The sequence below is a fragment of the Kitasatospora sp. NPDC001175 genome (genome assembly GCF_053598215.1).
On sequence record NZ_JBSFJU010000024.1, the window covers coordinates 1 to 15,657 of the forward strand.

A 15,657-nucleotide genomic window follows, 5' to 3' on the forward strand; every position below is an offset into this window, starting at 1 on the left:
ACTCAAGATCGAGCCTGCGCTTACGTCCACGCCTTGCCATCAACACGCCCATCATGATCAAGGGGTGTTGCGACAAACGCTAGAACCCGCCGACCGTTAGGGGGTCACGTTTCAAAGAGCGCGGACACCGCTTCCGGAGTCGGTGGAAGGGGTGAAGCCGAGTAGGGTCTGGGAGCCCAGCCGGGAGCATGGATTCCACGTCCTGCGGCACACGTACGCCTCCGTCATGCTGGAGGCTGGAGAGTCGATCGTCTCCCTGGCACAGTGGCTCGGGCATTCGGACCCGGCCTTCACTCTCAGGACCTACACTCACTTCATGCCGGAGGCGGGAGCGCGGGGTCTTGCCGTAGTCGACCGCTGGTTCGCAGATCTCGACTGAAAGTCCCTGAGAAGTCCCTAGCGGGCCGAGCGGGGCCTCCCGGACACACAAAATGCCTGGTCAGGGCATGATCGTCGCCGAGGTTGGCCCTTACCCGGCGTATAAGGCCGACTCGTCCGTCGCCTAGCTGAGGGAAGGCCCTCTGACCTGCATAGTCCCAGGTCAGAGGGCCTTTTTCCATTGTCGCTAGCCGAGGGGGCCTGTTGGGTCTGTTCGGGCCTTTTCGCCCCGATCCTCGGTGCCGTGTGGAAGGCGGCCCCGGGCGAGGTGAAGACCTGTGCTCCGCCTTTCCCGAGTAGGACAGACGGAAAGAACTCCGCCTTCCGTGGGGGAAACGGAGCTGGCCGGAGGCCGTGGTACATCCTGCTCCGCTGCTGCCGTGCGTGGCCGTCGCGGCGGCCCTGGTGGGCGGGCTCGCCTGGTTGTTGCGCTCCGGCCACCGAGAGCGCGGGCTGCTGTGACGCTGTGGCGGTACCGCACCAGGGCCCGGCGGCTGGCTTCACGACAGAGGATCAGTTCCAGACGTACTTCTGGAACAGCTCTCGCGGACGAGGGCCCCGTCCGGTTCCGAGCCCTTGATCTTCCGGCCTCCATCGGATGAGGTAGCGGCAGCGCGAGGAACGACCCGAGCGCGACGATTCGCCAGCGAATGCGGCGGTGGGGGAGGGGTGTTGCGTCGTGGCCGGATCGACGGGCGGCCGGACGCCGCCTGGACTGGGCGTGATCACGGCCGCCGTGCAGGGGGTGCTCGAGGGAGCGCTGCACAACGGCCAGGAGGTGCGGCTGTGGTTCGCCGACTTCTTCGTCTTCGGTGCAGGGGGGCACCATCGCGCGTCGCGTAGGCCTTCTGCTACGCGCCGATGGTCTGAGCCGCTCCCCGCACCGCCGTTCCGAGAAACACTGTGAGGCGCCGAGAAATGACCCGAATACCCACCCAGGTGTCCGGCACGCAGCCGAGCGTTCCGGATCCGCAGCGACTGCGCGGGCTGCAACTGCTGTTCGACACCGCGGCGCCGTTCGCCGCCGGACCCGAGAGCGACGAGCTCTTCCTCGGTGCGCTGCGCGAGGTGAACACCTGGCACCTGGAGCACTCGCCGTTCTACGCCTCCCTCTGGGCGGAGGCCGGCCGGCCGGACATCGACTCGACGGCGGACCTGGACCGGCTGCCCTTCGTCCACGCCTCCTTCCTGAAGCGGAACGAGATCAGGTCGGTGTCCGAGGAGCAGATCTCCCTGCATCTCACCTCCTCGGGCACCAGCGGCCAGAAGTCCCAGGTCTTCCTGGACAAGTGGTCGGCGGACGTGATGCAGGAGATGGACTGCCGGGTGTTCGACCACTACGGCTGGGTGGACCGGTCCGAGGAGGTCAACTACCTGGTCTACGGCTACGAACCGCGTCCGGACTTAACCAACGGCGCCACCTTCGGCCTCGGTTACGTCAGCGAGCTCGCGCCGGCCAGGTCGCTCACCTTCGGCCTGCGGCACACCGGCACCGGACACGAGTTCGACCCCTTCGGTTGCATCCTGGCGCTGCAGCGCTACGCGGAGGAGGGCATTCCGGTCCGGATCCTCGGCTACCCCGCCTTCCTGCACTTCACGCTGGAGCGGATGGGCCAACTGAACCACCCGCCACTGAAGTTGTCGCCGCGTTCGCTGGTCTTCCTGGGCGGCGGCTGGAAGGCCAACGCCGACCGGCAGATCCCCAAGGACGACCTCTACGCGGCGATCAGGGAGCAGCTCGGTGTGCCGGACCACCGGATCCGGGACGCCTACGGCTCGGTCGAGCACCCGCTGCCGTACTTCGAGTGCGAGCGGCACAACCTGCACGTCCCGACCTGGTCCCGGGTACTGGTGCGGTCGGTCGACACGCTCCGGGCGCTGCCGTACGGGGAGACCGGCTACCTGCAGTTCGTCTCGCCCTTCATCACGTCGATGCCGACGCACAGCATCGTGATGAACGACCTGGGCACGCTGTACGCCCCCGAGGGCTGCGGCTGCGGGCTCGGCACGGCGTACTTCACCGTCCACGGGCGCGCCGGAGTCTCCCGCAACCGCTCCTGTGCCATCGCCGCCGCGGAACTCCTGAAGGCAGGGTCATGACCGACGTGAAGCACCTGTGGCAGGGAGAGTGGATCGACGGCGCGGAGGCCGGGCGGCGGCTCGCCGACCTGGACACCTTCGCCGCCGCCGCCCGGCAGCTGCCGCTCCGCACCGAGGCGGTGATCGAGGCGTGCACGGCGCTCGCCGCTGGGCTCGCCGGAGCCGCCAGCGCCGACCGCGACCTGCTGGCGGCGGAGCTCGGCCGGTCGGGCGCCTCGGAGCAGGAGACGGCGGCCGTGCTCGGCGACCTGGCCGGGCTGCTGCGCCGCGACGCCCTGGAGCGCGTACTGACGGCCCAGCTGGGTACCACCAGTCCCGCGACGCCCGTACCCGCCGGGAGCGGGGCGGCGGAGTACTGGGCGCCGGTCGGAATGGTGGCGCACGTGCTGCCCGGCAACGTCGCCACCGCGGGGCCCTGGAGCCTGGTCGAGGGCCTGCTCACCGGGAACCTGAACGTGGCCAAGACCACCGGCGGGAGCCGGTTCGTCCAGCTCTTCGCCGAGGCGCTGGCCGGGCACGACCCCAGCGGGGCGGTCGCCGCGCTGACCATCGTGCTGAGTTTCCCGTCCCGGAACCGGGACTGGCTGCGCACGGTCTGTCAGGCCGCCGACTCGGTGGTGGTCTGGGGCACCGAGGAGGCGGTCGCGGGGGTCGCGGAACACGTCGGGCCGGGGCGGCGGCTGGTGGCCTGGGGGCCGAAGATCTCCTTCGCCTACCTCACCGAGGCGGCCTGGTCCGACCCGGGGATCCTGGCGGACCTCGCCCGCAGCGTCTGCCGGCACGACCAGCAGGCGTGCACCAGCCCGCAGGCGCTCTACCTGGACACCGAGGACGACGACCAGCTCTTCGCGGTGGCCGAGCGACTGGCCGAGGCGCTGGCCGAGGCGGCCGCGGGGCTGCCGCAGCCCACCCCCACCCTCCAGGAGCGGGCCGAGATAACCACCACGGTGACGGTCGCCCGGCTGGAGCAGCACCTCGGCCACGGCCGGGTGCTGGCCGACCCCGAGGGGCGGTGGCGGGTGCTCGCCGACCGGCGCTCTGAGCTGGCGGTGTCCCCGCTGTTCCGTACGGTCTGGGTGCGGCCCCTGCCGCGCAAGCGGATCCCCGCCGTACTGCGGCCGCTGCGCAGCTACCTGCAGACCGTCGGCCTGGCGGCGGCCCCGGGTGAGACGGGCGTACTCGCTGACGAGTTCGTCCGGGCCGGCGCCCTGCGGGTCACCGCGGTGGGGGCGATGAGCGACTCGTACCCGGGGGAGCCGCACGACGGGCTGCTCGCCCTCCAGCAGCACAGCCGGCGGGTCTTGGTGCCGCGGGTTTGACCGCCCGCCGCTCGGGCCTCCCGCCGGGCCTCCCGCCGCTCCGCCGGACCGCCCGCCGCTCTGCGCGCGGGCGGTCCGGCGCGAGCCGGGGGGCGGGTTCCGGCAGTCGGCTGACCACAAGTCAAGTACCTTGTGTACCTGGTCGGTTGACGAATGGGGAGGGATCGATGGACGGAGTCCCGGTGCTCGGAATCCGGGAGTGGCCCGGCGGGCAGGGTGTGGTGATCACTGGAGGGACGGCACCCGACGGGAGACCGGATGCCGTCATCCACTCCTATCTGACCGGCGACCGCCGCAGCGCGCCCGCGTACGTCTTCGCGCAGACGGCCGGCCGCGACCAGACGTCGGCCGCGCTGGCGAACCTGCTCGGCCGGGGCGGCCGCCCGGGGCCGGAGGCGGTGCGGCGGCTCGGCGAGTACCCGGAGACGGCCGAGATCGACGGCAGCCCGGTGGAGGCGGTACGGCACCACTGGAGCGACGAGCGCATCCGCGGCCTGGAGTTCACCTGGCGCGGGTGGCGGGTGGCGGTGCTGGCCTGGGAGCGGCCACTCGACGCCGCGTTCCTGGCCTCGCTCGGAGTGCGCCGCCGGGTGTGACCGGGCCGCGCCCGCGCGGGGCGGCTACCAGTGGGCGGGGCGGCTGAGCGTGGCGGGCAGCCTGGTGGCGGCATCGCCCCTGGCGGCGTTGAGCTGGGCCTGGGTGAGGAAGATGCTGCCGGTGAGGTCGGCGCCGGACAGGTCGGCGCCCCGGAAGTCGGCTCCGATCAGGTCGGCGGAGCGCAGGTCGGCGCCGGACAGGTCGGCCGCGATCAGGTAGGCGCCGCGCAGGTTGGCGCCGCGCAGGTCGGCGCCGCCCAGCCGGGCGCCGATCAGGTCGGCGCCGCGGTGGTTCTTCTTCTTGCCGGGGACGCCGGCCCGGACCAGTTCGCTGGTGCGCAGCAGGAGCGCGTTGACGTCGGCGCGCAGCGCGGGGACGTCGGCCTGGACGAGGGTCTCGGCGTCGGCGCGGGTGAGGCGCTCGACATCGCCCAGCGCACGGCGCAGGTCGCGGTGGACGGGGCGGGCGGCGGGCAGCTCCAGGGCCTCGGTGAGGTACCAGAGCAGCTCGTGCAGCTGGCGCATGACCGGGAACACCTCGAACATCTGTCGTGCGGTGCCGGGGGCCTGCCGCCAGTCCTGCCCGCCGAAGGTGACCTGGGAGACCTTCTGCCCGGCGCCGAAGCAGTCGAACACGGTGCAGCCGGGGAAGCCCTTCTCGCGCAGCCGGGTGTGGATGCCGCAGCGGAAGTCCGCCTGGAGGTTGGAGCACGGCCGGCCGGCGTCCTTGTTGACCGCGAAGTCGGCCGAGGCGGCGAAGGGCAGGGCCACGCAGCACAGGCCGAAGCAGTTCGCGCAGTCGGACAGCAGAGCGAGCCGGCTGTCACCACCCGGGGCCGGGGCGGACGGGGCGTTGCGCTTCTGGGACAAGGTGCGTTCTCCTGCGAGGGGGCCGAGCACCGCCTGCTGCCGCGCTCCGGACCGGACCCATTGTCCCTGACCGGGAGCACCCAGGTGGAGCCGGGTGGGGCGGCGAGCGGCACCCGGTCCCGCGGCGCCCGCCACCCCTCGCCCGCGCGGCTTCCGGCCCCGGTGCTACCCGGCGAGCACCCCGTCGCTGTGCGCCGGTCCGAGGGCCTTGCCGCCGGCGGTGACGAACTGCCAGGTGATGCCGTTGACCACGCCCTTGTCGAGTGGCGCGAGTTTGGCGAAGGCCGGCCGACTGAGGTCGATGTGACCGGCGTCGCACGATGGACACTTGTCCCGGACCGGGACGGTGACGGTCTTCCCGTGGTACGTGACCTTCACCGAAATGCCCTTGCACAGCGGGTCGTTGTTGGGATTGGCGGAGGTCCACCAGGTGTGGGAGACCGCGACCAGGAGTTCCGAACCGGGGTCGATCCGGGTGCCGCAGGCGCCGTAGCCGGCGTCGGTGTAGTACGTCATGCTGCCGCCCACCGGCTTGTTGACCGGTATCGCGGCGGTGGCGGTGCCCGCGCTCAGGACGACTGTCGCGATCGCGGCCAGCGGGGCGCCGGCCCAGGCCTTCAACTGCTTGCCCATGCGGGTGTGTTCCTCCAGCTCGGGTGGACGGTGCACCGGTGGGCGTCGGCGGACTCTGCCGATCGCGGGTGCTGACGGTGCTTTCTGAGAGGCCAAGTGCACGCTGGGAAACCGGAGTTCGGGGTCGGCCCCGGCGTGGCCAGATGTGAAAGGTACGCGACAAGTCAGCTGTGGTCTATACCTTGATGTACTTTCAGGTCATTCCAACCACAGCAGAGCCGGGCGTCGACGCATGGGTGTCGACGCCCGGTGGGTGCGCGTACGGCGCGCTCAGGTGGTCCGAGGGGTGGCGCGGTGGTTCATGGCGCCGGGGTGTTTTCGGCCCGGCGGGTCATCGGAGAGTGGCCGGATCTCCGGCTGCGGGCCGGCGCCCGACGTGAAGCTGGTCCGGGAGGTGGGAGTTCACTCCCGGTGACCGTCAACCAGACTGCGGTTCAGAAGAGTTCGAGAGTGATCGGTTCATCGGGGCGGGCGCCCGGCGGACGAGGTCCGTGCAGTCGCCCGCCGTTGCCCGGTGGCTCGCGGTCGCCGGCGCCGGCCGGCCCGTCACTGGTGGTCGGCCCAGACGTAGCTCTCGGGCAGGAGCTCGGCGACGGGCAGTGCGCGCGGCTCCTCCGCGGTGCCCACGAGCACGGTCAGGTCGGGGAAGTAGTCGAAGAGCACCTGTCGGCAGCGCCCGCACGGCGGGACGATCCCGCGCCCGCCGTCGGCGACCGCCACGATCGCCTCCAGCTCGTACGCGCCCTGCGCGGCGGCCGCGCCCAGGACCACCAACTCGGCGCAGGGGCCGCCGGTGAAGTGGTAGACGTTGAGTCCGGTGATGATCCGGCCGTCCTTGGCGCGGGCGGCGGCGGCCACGGTGTGGTTGTCACCCCGGGCGTACGTCTCGGCGGTGTGCGTGGCCGCCCGGACGAGTTCGAGGTCTGCTTCCAGCTCTATGCGATCGACGGCGGCCATCGTGTCCGGCTTCCCTGCGGCTCGGCGCGGCGCGGGCCCCGATGGCGGCAGCGCGCGGGAAAGGCGTCGCGGCTATTGGACTGGTACCAACCATTGGACCACCGATCGTCGCGAACACCGGCATGGTTTTCCGCCGCCGAGTCGCTGCGCTCCGCCTCCGCCGTTCCTGTGCCTTTCCCGTCGTCGCGGGGGAACGCGAGTGCCCCGGTCGGCGCTCGGGCGGACCGGGGCACTGGGGGAGGTCAGTCCAGGTTGTGGTGCGGTTCGATGCCGTCGTAGTCGCAGTCGGACCATCCAGAGGGCTCGTTCTCCGGGCCGCAGTCGGGAGCGTCGTCGCGTCGGCCGCCGACGCCGGTTGACCGGGTCTTGCTGCTGGTCTCGTCGCCGGGCGCGGAGTCCTCGTGGGGGCTGGGCATGGTGTCCCTCCTCGATCGGGTGCTCGACACTGTTGCCCGGAGATTAATCGGACTCGACTGTTACAGATCACTTTGCCTTCGCGGCCCCCTGCAGGTTCACCCGAAGGGCAGTGGCCGGGCCGCTCAGCCCAGGTAGCCGGGGCTGTGCAGCAGGGCGGTACCGCCGTCCCGGCGTGCCCGGAGCGCGTGCGTAAGCCGCGGCACGGCGAGCGGGTGCAGCAGCTCGGCCGCCCGCCTGACCGGGAAGACGCCCGCCTGACCGGGAGGAAGCAGTACTAGGCCACCTCCTCGGCCTGCGGAAGGATCTCCGAGCCGGTCGGCACGGTACCGCCGTCGAACGTGAACCGAACCGCAGGGTGGGCGTGCTGCCCCTGCTCGGGCAGCCAGGCGGCGCTCAACGCAGCCGCTCCTAGGGCGAGTTGTGCGGTCTGCGCGGGTCAGCTCGGGGAGGTCAGGGCGGAGATGGCGAGGGTGCGGACAGGCAGCAGGAGGGTGGCGTCCCGGCCGTGGTAGACGGCGTTGGTGAGCAGGACGAGGTAGCGGCCGGTGTGCGGGTCGAGATGGATGCTGGTGCCGGTGAAGCCGTGGTGGTAGGCGACGGGCCCGCTGTCCGGGCCGGTGTCGGCGATGATCCAGGCGAGGCCGCGGTGCCGTCCCGGCTCGATGTGCGCGGCAGGGCGCATGCTCTCGGCCAGCCACTCGGAGGTGACCGTGTGCTCGGCGAAGACGGCCAGGTCGGCTGCGGTGCTGAAGGCCCCGGCGTGGCCCGCGACTCCGCCCATCAGGGCAGCGCTGGGATCGTGCACCGTGCCCCAGACGTGCGGCGCCCCCACCAGGCGCGCCTCGGTCGGAGCCACCCGCGGCGAGCGGACCAGCGGGCCGTAGGACGTCTCGGCCATGCCCAGTCCGCGCCAGAGCCCGTCCGCCAGGTGGTCGAGGGGGCGCCCTTGCAGCGAGGTGAGCAGCAGGCCGAGCAGGATGAAACCCCGGTCGATGTACCGGTGCCGGCGGCCGGGTTCGCTGATCAGCGGCTCCGCGCAGATCAGCTGGGCGAGCGGGGTGGGGCTGCCCAGGTAGCGGTCGAAGGAGGTGCGGTCGAACAGGCCGCTGGTGTGCGTGAGTATCTGACGTACCGTCAATGCCCCACCCGGGCTGGGAAGGTCCGGCAGATAGCTGCGGACGGGCGCGTCGAGTTCGAGCAGTCCCTCGCGGACGGCCCGGCCGACCAGCGGCCAGGTGGCCGTCACCTTGGTGAGCGAGGCCAGGTCGTAGCGGGTGTGCTCGTCGGGTGCCACCGCTCCGCAGTCGGGGGCGACCGTGCCGCAGACGGCGGTGGTGCGCGCGCCGCCGGCGGTGCCGGCGGTGATCACGCCGCCGGGGATCCGCCCCGCCGCGACCAGTGGTGCCAGAGCGTCCTGCAGAGTGGCGGCGGCGCCGGCCGCCCAGTTGCGGGCCGAGGACACGGTCACTTCCTCCCTTTCCTGCGGGGTCGGCCTGCGGAGCAGGGCCATCTCTGTGGTACCCCGGCAGCCGGGCGCAGAAGCTGAAGCGGACGTGTACGGCAGGATTCGGGGGCGTGGTCGGTGCGCCCCGCCCGTGCCCGGAGGTCAGGCGGAGGTGGACAGTTCCTCCAGGACCGCGACCGCGCGGTCGGCGTCGTCGGCTGAGACGAACAGATGGTCGTGGTGGAAGCCGGCCACCACGTTGCAGCTGATGCCGTGTTCGGCGAGGCGACCGGCGACGGCGGCGGTCAGTCCGACGGCCTCCAGCGCGGAGTGGATGCGCAGCGTGATCCAGGCGGCCACGTACTCGTACCGCAGGCCGAGGGCGTCGGCCTCCTCCTGCGCCACCACCACGGTCGGCCCCTCCGGCTCCGCGACCGTGACCACCGGCCGCAATCCGGCCGGGACGCGGGCGGGGAGGGTGCAGTAGACGTACCGGCCCGGGTTGAGGGTCGGGCGCATTCCGCTCAGCAGCTTCTGGAGTTCTCGTTCACCGGCCATGGCCGCCACCGTAGCCCGTACCCGCGGCGGTCGCAGGGAGGACGCGGCGGTCGGGGGCGCGGAGCGCGGCCCTCGTTTGCGCGCCGCACACTGATGCAACTGGACCATAATGTGTGCCACACACTATAGTGCTGTGTGTGGACGAATTCGAACTCCTCGACGCCCACCGGCAGGAGCTGCGCCGTGGCTCCGTGGTGCTCGCGAGCCTGCTCGCGCTGCAGACACCGGGCTACGGCTACGGCCTGCTGGACGAGCTCGAGCGTGCGGGCATGCCGGTCGCGGGCAACACGCTCTATCCACTGCTGCGCCGGCTGGAGAGCCAGGGATTGCTGACCAGCGAGTGGGACACCAGCCAGGCACGCCCGCGCAAGGTCTACCGGACCAGCTCTGACGGTGTCCGCCTCGCCGAGGCGCTGCTGCGCGAGTGGCGCCTGATCGACGCCGCGTTCACCCGCCTCGACCCCTCATCGGCCACCGGCTCGGCCCCCACCTCGAAAGGACAGGACCTGTGACCACCGCATTAACGGACCGGTACATCGCCGCCACCGTGCGGCGCGTGCCCGACAAGCAGCGGGGCGAGATCGAGCGCGAGCTGCGCGCCGCGATCGCCGACGACGTCGAGGCCCGCATCCAGCGCGGCGAGGCACCGGCCGACGCCGAGTACGCCGCGCTCGCCGAACTCGGCTCCCCCGAGCGGCTGGCCGCCGGGTACTCCCACTCCGCCCTCGCGCTGATCGGCGCCGACACCTACCCCGGCTACGTCCACGCGCTGCGGGGCGCCTGCCAGAGCGTGCTTCCGGTCGTCTACATCGTGCTCGTCCTCGTCGCCCGCGCCCACGGGGAGAACGCCTGGGTCGCACTGCTGCGCCCGATCGGCAGCACCGTGACCGTGGCCGTGTACCTCGCCGTCTGCGTGACCGTCCCGTTCGTGATCGCCGACCGGGTGCGCGGCGCCCGGTCCGAGGCTGCCCCGGCCGCCGGCCCGTGGACCCCGGATCAACTGCCCGCCGACCAGCCGCGCCCGGCGCAAGGCCGCGATCTGGTCACCGGGGTGATCAGGGCCGCGGCCCTGATCGCGGCCCTGTTCGCGCAGCGGGTGATCTCACCGGTCACCACCCCTTCGGGCGAGCACGTACCGATCATCAACCCGGGGCTCTGGGACTTCTGGATCCCCTACTTCGCCGGAGTGCTCGCCCTCTCCGTCCTGCTCGACGTCGTCGTCCTGCGCCTGCGCCGCGGCAGTCCCGCCATCGCCATCGCCCGCGTCGCGTTCACCCTCGCCGGAATCGCTCCGCTCGCGTGGCTGTTCTGGCAGGCGCGGGTGCTCAACCCCGCGCTCGCCGACGGCGCCGGCGCACTGGCGACACTGGCGGCGCCGGGCAACTGGACGGCCTGGCTCGCCGTCCTCGTCCTCGCCCTGGCCGCCATCGGCACCCTCGCCCAGGCCCGGCGCGAGCTCCGCCACCCGTGAACCGCGGCTGCGCGGAGAGCCGGGAAGGTCCCCGAGGAGAACGGCGTGGGCCCGGCGGACATTCCACCGGGCCCACGCGGGTCGCTCAACTCGGTGACCGGTAAGGCTACTTGTCGGTGAGCTTGCCGGCGCTGCCCCAGCTCTCCGGCGAGACCTCCTGGATCCACACCTGGACGGTGTCCGCCGGGATCTTGTACGCGTCCACGAAGGCATCGGTGATGAGGGCGACCAGCTCCCGCTTGAGCTCGACGCTGCGGGGGCCCTGCTGGATGGTGACGACGGGTATGGTCTGCTCCTGGATCGTTCGCGTGTGTGGATCGGATCGCGGCGGCTCCCGGGCCGCGGAGGCGGTGGGGCTGCCGACATCCAGTCCACTCCGATCGGGGCACGCGACCCAGCGGCAATCCGCGCTCGCGACGATCGCGAATCGTGATCGCGAATCGTGATCGTGCACTGCTGTCGGGCCCTGCGGTAACGGGTCCGTGGTAAGGGCCCCGCGGTAAAGGTCCCGCCGTCAGGCCCCGCGGTCGCCGCGCCCGGCCTCGCGGCAGGCCGCCAGCAGCGGGCGCAGCCGTTCCGGCGCGGCGGCGCCGTGCACCGCCAGCGCGGTGGGGAGCGACAGGCTGCTCGCCGGGCCGTCCGAGCCGTCCGGCGATCGTGCCGGCAAGAAGGCCACCCGGCCGCCGAGCAACTGGTCCGCGTGCGCCGCGTACAGCACGGTCCAGCCCGGGGAGCCCGCACCCAGCGCCGCCAGGGTGTCCTGGAGGGAGCTGTGCGGGGGCCCGGGCACGGGCTCGAAGCCGGCGTCCCGGCAGGCGTCGACGACGAGGTCGACCAGCGGCGGATTGTTCTGGCGGGCCGTCAGGTCGAGCGGCAGCTCGGCGAGCCGGGCGAGATCGACGCCGGCCGCATCGGCCAGTGGATGGCGAGAGGACAGCACCACCGGCAACTCGTCCTGCCAGACCGGGATCTGCCGCACGCCCTCGGGTGCCTCCATCTCCCCGCGCAGGAAGGCCGCGTCCAGCTCCCGGTCGGCGACCCGCCGCAGCCGGTCGCCCCGTGGCAACGAAACCAACTCGACCCGGGTGCCGGGCGCTTGTCGCTCCAGCGCCTCCAGTAGCCGCTCCAGTCGCGCGCCCATCCCCGCACTGGTGCCTATCCGCAGCACCGGGGCGCGCCCGGCGATGAACCCGTCGACCGCTTCCAGGGCGCGCCGCTCCGCCGCCAGCACCTCGCGGGCGGCGGGCAGGAACGCGGCGCCGGCTTCGGTCAGCCGCACCCGCCGGGGCGATCGGTCGAACAGCTCCACCCCCAACTCCCAGGCGGCGGAATCGTTGACGAGCGATAGTTAGCGATATATCGTCGAGATATCGAGATGCTTCGGAAGGGGAGTGTCGAGCGAGAGTCACGAAAGGTGGTGCGCGCCATGCGCACAAGGGGATCGTTCCGGGGAGGGCGTCGGCGCTCGGAGCGCGGCGAGTTCTCGGGTGAGGGCTTCGAGGGGCGGCACGCCTTCGGTGCCTTCGGTGGGCCTGGCGGCCGGCCCGGTCCGTGGGGGCCCGGCTTCGGCGGGCCGTTCGGCCCCGGCATGGGCGGACGGGGGCGCGGCGGCCACGGCCGTCGGGGCGGCCGGGCGCGGCGCGGTGACGTGCGCGCCTCGCTGCTGGCGCTGCTCAGGGAGCGGCCGATGCACGGCTACGAGATGATCACTGAGATCGGCGAGCGGACGGGCGGGGCCTGGCGGCCGAGCCCGGGATCGGTCTACCCGACCCTCCAGCTGCTGGAGGAGGAGGGGCTGATCCAGGCTCAGGAGGTCTCCGGAAAGCGCCTGTTCGAGCTCACCGAGGCCGGCCGGGCGGAGGCCGAGGCCGGTCAGGAGTCCCCCTGGGACGAGGCCGGGCGCGGTGTCGACTGGGAGGCCGTCCAGGAGGTCGGCCAGGCGCTGGCCGCCGTGGACCACGCCGTGCGGCAGGTGATGACCACCGGCTCGGAGGAGCAGCGCGCCAAGGGTCTCGCCGTGCTGACCGAGGCGAAGAAGAAGCTGTACCTCATCCTCGCCGAGGAGGACTGAGCGCGGCCCGATCCGCGCCGAGCGGGATCGGCCGGGCCCGGCGGGCGGGCGAGGGGCCGCACGCCCCGGACGCCGGGGTCGGTGGGAGTCAGGCCGAGGCGGACGGGTCGTACTCGTACCGCCAGTAGCGGCGCCGCTTCTCGGAGCGCAGCTCGGCCCGCCGGTAGACCAGGGTGGTGGCCGGTGCGTCGCCATGGGCGGGGACGGGTACTCGGTAGATCTTGGGCACACTGCCCAGCAGGGTCAGGCCGATCGGCAGCACCCTGCCGTCCAGGGGCCCGCCCACGAATTCGGTGTCGGCGCTTCTCATCACCCCAGCCTAAGCGAGCCGACGCGGCCCTGACCGGGCCCCTCGCCCGGGGGTGGGGGGCGGAAGGCATGGCGGCCGTGGAGAAGCGGTGACGGTCGAGAAACGGAGCAGCGGAACCCCGGTGGCGGTCGCAGTGACGCACGCAGCACCGCCCCCGGTCATCCGGACCCGTCCGGCACCCTTATCCTGCTCTGTACGCCCCCGGGAACCGCCCGGGTCTACGGGCCCCGTACGGGCCGGGTCGGGCGCGTGTCGGTGCGCCTTCCCGCCGAGCCCAACTCTCGTACTCCGTACCGTGACCCAGGCGTTGGCCGACCGGCGACCCCGGCTCCGGCCCATGGCGGACGTGCCTGATCGAGCACCGTCCGGGAAGCAACAGGCGAGCCCGGACGTGGCGTCGGTTGTCGCGTCGGTCGCCGCGTCGCACCAGGCGCGGCTGGTCACGGCAGGGTGCGGAAGGGGTCCGATGGAAGCCAGTGGCAGGTGGACGACCTGGTGGCGCAGGCGCGAGCGGCAGGAGGGGCGTGCGGCTGGCGGCGCGGATCCGGCGGCGAGACTCGATCAGCTGCTCCAGGCCGTCAGAGCGGGCTTCCCGGTGGCTCCGGCCGCCCATCCGGCCGGTTATCGATGTTCCTGTGACCGGATCGGCTGTCCGGCCCCCGCCCAGCACCCGGTCTCCTTCGCCTGGCAGTCCCAGGCGACCACCGACACCGAGCAGCTGACCCGCTGGCTCTCCCGCGACCCGCAGGCGAACTTCATCACCGCCACGGGCCGCGCGCACGACGTCCTGGACGTCCCGGCCGAGGCCGGCAGGCTCGCGCTGGAACGCCTTGACGCGCTGGGCGTCGGCGGCCCGGTCGCGGCCGTCGGCGAGGACCGCTACCTGTTCTTCACGGCCACCCGTGGCACCCCGCAGGACGAGGACGAGTGGTGGCCGAGCGCGCTGGACAGCACGCCGGACACCATGTCCGAGCACCCGGGCCTGCGGTGGCACTGCCGCGGCTCGTACACCCTGGTGCCGCCCGCCGCGCTCCCGGACGGCTCCGAGGTCCGCTGGCTGGACTCCCGCGGCCCCGAGCAGTCGCTGCCGGACGCGCTGCGGGTGCTGGACGTGCTCACCGACGCCTGCACCGAGGTGGGCGCGGTCGCGGAGGAGCAGTGGCTGATCGGTTAGCGGTCCCCGCCGCTGCTTCGACCGACAGCCGGAGCCGGGAGCGGCTGCGACGCCCGTCCTGCGGTCACCGGCGCACGGACGGCGACGCCTGACGGGCCGTCGGCCGGCCCGCCGGCGCCGTCGCCGTGGGGCCGTCGTCACGGCAGGGTGAGGATCTCCGCGCCGTCGGCCGTGACCACCAGGGTGTGCTCGAACTGGGCGGTGCGCTTGCGGTCCTTGGTGACGACCGTCCAGCCGTCCTCCCAGACCTCGTAGTCGTAGGTGCCCAGGGTGAGCATCGGCTCGATGGTGAAGGTCATCCCGGGCTTGATCACCTCGGTGGCCCGCTCGCTGTCGTAGTGCGGGATGATCAGGCCGGAGTGGAACGACGTGTTGATGCCGTGTCCGGTGAAGTCCCGCACCACGCCGTAGTCGAAGCGCTTGGCGTAGGACTCGATGACCCGCCCGATCACGTTGATCTGCCGGCCGGGCTTGACCGCCTTGATCGCCCGGTTGAGCGACTCCCGGGTCCGCTCGACCAGCAGCTTGGACTCCTCGTCCACGTCGCCGCACAGGAAGGTGGCGTTCAGGTCGCCGTGCACCCCGTGGATGTAGGCGGTCGCGTCGATGTTGACGATGTCGCCGTCCTGAAGGACCGTCGAGTCCGGGATGCCGTGGCAGATCACCTCGTTGATCGAGGTGCAGATCGACTTGGGGAAGCCCCGGTAGCCGAGGTCCGACGGGTACGCACCGTGGTCGCACATGTACTCGTGGGCGACGGCGTCGAGCGCGTCGGTGGTGACGCCGGGCGCGATCAGCTTCGCGGCCTCAGCCATCGCCTGCGCGGCGATCCGGCCGGCGATCCGCATCTTCTCGATCGTCTCGGCGGTCTGCACCTCGGGCCCGGTGTAGGGCGTCGGCGCGGGCTTGCCCACGTACTCGGGACGCGTGATGCGCGCCGGGACCTTGCGGGTGGGGGACTGGATGCCGGGTACGAGAACCATGGCCGCGAGTCTATCCGCCGGGCCCCGCACCGCCCCGGCTGTGTGTCCGAGCCGGGCACCGGGAATGATCCGTACCGAAGCGAACGAGCGACGGGAGACCGATCATGGCGCTGGGATTCGGCCGTAAGTCCACCGGCAAGTCGGGGGAGTGGTTCTACTGCATCAAGCACGCCAAGGTCGAGGAAGGCCCCGAGTGCCCCGCCAAGGACCGGCTGGGGCCGTACGCCACCCGTGAGGAGGCCACCCACGCTCTGGAGATCGCCGCCGAGCGCGACCGCGAGTGGCGGACCGATCCCCGCTGGCGCGACGACCAGCCGAGCGACGATTAGCGGGGCGGCCGCGCGAGAGCCGCAGGGCCCACCCTCCCGGGCCGCGC

At 72.3% G+C, this 15,657-nt stretch carries 20 protein-coding genes; 9 read left to right on the top strand and 11 right to left on the bottom strand.

The window, feature by feature from the left end; translation table 11 throughout:
• The first annotated feature begins 226 nt into the window (after window positions 1–226).
• The 4 genes from ACWDAK_RS18940 to ACWDAK_RS18955 all read left to right on the top strand — a co-directional run bounded on the left by ACWDAK_RS18940 (window position 227) and on the right by ACWDAK_RS18955 (window position 4,393).
• Window positions 227–379 carry a hypothetical protein gene (locus ACWDAK_RS18940; RefSeq protein WP_427393654.1) on the top strand — a complete coding sequence of 51 codons (153 nt, stop codon included), beginning with the start codon at window positions 227–229 and terminating at the stop codon, window positions 377–379.
• 917 nt (window positions 380–1,296) lie between these two features.
• Window positions 1,297–2,478, top strand: a complete 1,182-nt coding sequence (locus tag ACWDAK_RS18945) for a LuxE/PaaK family acyltransferase (RefSeq protein ID WP_344634234.1) — start codon at window positions 1,297–1,299, stop codon at window positions 2,476–2,478.
• The gene (locus ACWDAK_RS18950) at window positions 2,475–3,797 is read left to right on the top strand and encodes an acyl-CoA reductase (protein WP_427393655.1); all 1,323 of its coding nucleotides are present in this window, start codon (window positions 2,475–2,477) and stop codon (window positions 3,795–3,797) included. Before ACWDAK_RS18945 ends, ACWDAK_RS18950 begins: the two co-directional genes overlap by 4 nt.
• Before the next feature lie 167 nt (window positions 3,798–3,964).
• On the top strand, window positions 3,965–4,393 hold the full coding sequence (locus ACWDAK_RS18955; protein ID WP_344634232.1) for a hypothetical protein: 429 nt from the start codon (window positions 3,965–3,967) through the stop codon (window positions 4,391–4,393).
• 24 nt (window positions 4,394–4,417) lie between these two features.
• Here the strand turns inward: ACWDAK_RS18955 and ACWDAK_RS18960 are convergent, their stop codons facing one another.
• The 7 genes from ACWDAK_RS18960 to ACWDAK_RS18990 form a co-directional block, all read right to left on the bottom strand.
• A complete protein-coding gene (locus tag ACWDAK_RS18960) occupies window positions 4,418–5,263 on the bottom strand; it encodes a pentapeptide repeat-containing protein (RefSeq protein WP_344634231.1) in 846 nt (281 codons plus the stop codon).
• Between the two features lie 165 nt (window positions 5,264–5,428).
• Window positions 5,429–5,896 (bottom strand): cysteine/serine endopeptidase inhibitor, encoded by a 468-nt coding sequence (locus ACWDAK_RS18965; RefSeq protein WP_344634230.1) that lies wholly within the window; start codon window positions 5,894–5,896, stop codon window positions 5,429–5,431.
• Between the two features lie 546 nt (window positions 5,897–6,442).
• Entirely contained in the window at window positions 6,443–6,853 is a 411-nt protein-coding gene (locus ACWDAK_RS18970; protein WP_344634229.1) for a cytidine deaminase, read from the bottom strand.
• Between the two features lie 242 nt (window positions 6,854–7,095).
• Entirely contained in the window at window positions 7,096–7,269 is a 174-nt protein-coding gene (locus ACWDAK_RS18975; RefSeq protein ID WP_344634228.1) for a hypothetical protein, read from the bottom strand.
• 275 nt (window positions 7,270–7,544) lie between these two features.
• Window positions 7,545–7,667 carry a hypothetical protein gene (locus tag ACWDAK_RS18980; RefSeq protein ID WP_344634227.1) on the bottom strand — a complete coding sequence of 41 codons (123 nt, stop codon included), beginning with the start codon at window positions 7,665–7,667 and terminating at the stop codon, window positions 7,545–7,547.
• A 39-nt stretch (window positions 7,668–7,706) separates the two neighbouring features.
• Window positions 7,707–8,738, bottom strand: a complete 1,032-nt coding sequence (locus ACWDAK_RS18985) for a serine hydrolase domain-containing protein (protein WP_427393656.1) — start codon at window positions 8,736–8,738, stop codon at window positions 7,707–7,709.
• A 138-nt stretch (window positions 8,739–8,876) separates the two neighbouring features.
• Window positions 8,877–9,272, bottom strand: a complete 396-nt coding sequence (locus ACWDAK_RS18990; RefSeq protein ID WP_344634225.1) for an ACT domain-containing protein — start codon at window positions 9,270–9,272, stop codon at window positions 8,877–8,879.
• A 137-nt stretch (window positions 9,273–9,409) separates the two neighbouring features.
• Between ACWDAK_RS18990 and ACWDAK_RS18995 the strand changes: the two genes are divergently transcribed.
• Window positions 9,410–9,784: a PadR family transcriptional regulator gene (locus ACWDAK_RS18995; RefSeq protein WP_427393657.1), complete on the top strand. Its 375-nt coding sequence runs from the start codon at window positions 9,410–9,412 to the stop codon at window positions 9,782–9,784.
• Window positions 9,781–10,743 carry a permease prefix domain 1-containing protein gene (locus tag ACWDAK_RS19000; RefSeq protein ID WP_344634223.1) on the top strand — a complete coding sequence of 321 codons (963 nt, stop codon included), beginning with the start codon at window positions 9,781–9,783 and terminating at the stop codon, window positions 10,741–10,743. Before ACWDAK_RS18995 ends, ACWDAK_RS19000 begins: the two co-directional genes overlap by 4 nt.
• Before the next feature lie 106 nt (window positions 10,744–10,849).
• Here ACWDAK_RS19000 and ACWDAK_RS19005 read toward each other — a convergent pair whose 3' ends face one another.
• Window positions 10,850–11,197 (bottom strand): tautomerase family protein, encoded by a 348-nt coding sequence (locus tag ACWDAK_RS19005; protein ID WP_427393658.1) that lies wholly within the window; start codon window positions 11,195–11,197, stop codon window positions 10,850–10,852.
• A 60-nt stretch (window positions 11,198–11,257) separates the two neighbouring features.
• Complete coding sequence (locus ACWDAK_RS19010; RefSeq protein ID WP_427393659.1) at window positions 11,258–12,052, bottom strand: LysR family transcriptional regulator; 795 nt, start codon at window positions 12,050–12,052, stop codon at window positions 11,258–11,260.
• A 117-nt stretch (window positions 12,053–12,169) separates the two neighbouring features.
• On the opposite strand from ACWDAK_RS19010, the gene ACWDAK_RS19015 reads away from it, so the two are divergent.
• Window positions 12,170–12,814 (top strand): PadR family transcriptional regulator, encoded by a 645-nt coding sequence (locus tag ACWDAK_RS19015; protein WP_344634215.1) that lies wholly within the window; start codon window positions 12,170–12,172, stop codon window positions 12,812–12,814.
• Window positions 12,815–12,902: 88 nt separating this feature from the next.
• Here ACWDAK_RS19015 and ACWDAK_RS19020 read toward each other — a convergent pair whose 3' ends face one another.
• The gene (locus ACWDAK_RS19020) at window positions 12,903–13,124 is read right to left on the bottom strand and encodes a hypothetical protein (protein WP_344634214.1); all 222 of its coding nucleotides are present in this window, start codon (window positions 13,122–13,124) and stop codon (window positions 12,903–12,905) included.
• 466 nt (window positions 13,125–13,590) lie between these two features.
• Between ACWDAK_RS19020 and ACWDAK_RS19025 the strand changes: the two genes are divergently transcribed.
• Window positions 13,591–14,298 (top strand): bifunctional DNA primase/polymerase, encoded by a 708-nt coding sequence (locus tag ACWDAK_RS19025; RefSeq protein ID WP_344634213.1) that lies wholly within the window; start codon window positions 13,591–13,593, stop codon window positions 14,296–14,298.
• A gap of 137 nt (window positions 14,299–14,435) precedes the next feature.
• Here the strand turns inward: ACWDAK_RS19025 and map are convergent, their stop codons facing one another.
• Window positions 14,436–15,281 (bottom strand): type I methionyl aminopeptidase, encoded by an 846-nt coding sequence (map, locus tag ACWDAK_RS19030; protein ID WP_344634212.1) that lies wholly within the window; start codon window positions 15,279–15,281, stop codon window positions 14,436–14,438.
• Window positions 15,282–15,385: 104 nt separating this feature from the next.
• On the opposite strand from map, the gene ACWDAK_RS19035 reads away from it, so the two are divergent.
• Window positions 15,386–15,610, top strand: a complete 225-nt coding sequence (locus tag ACWDAK_RS19035) for a hypothetical protein (protein ID WP_427393660.1) — start codon at window positions 15,386–15,388, stop codon at window positions 15,608–15,610.
• Window positions 15,611–15,657 lie beyond the last annotated feature (47 nt).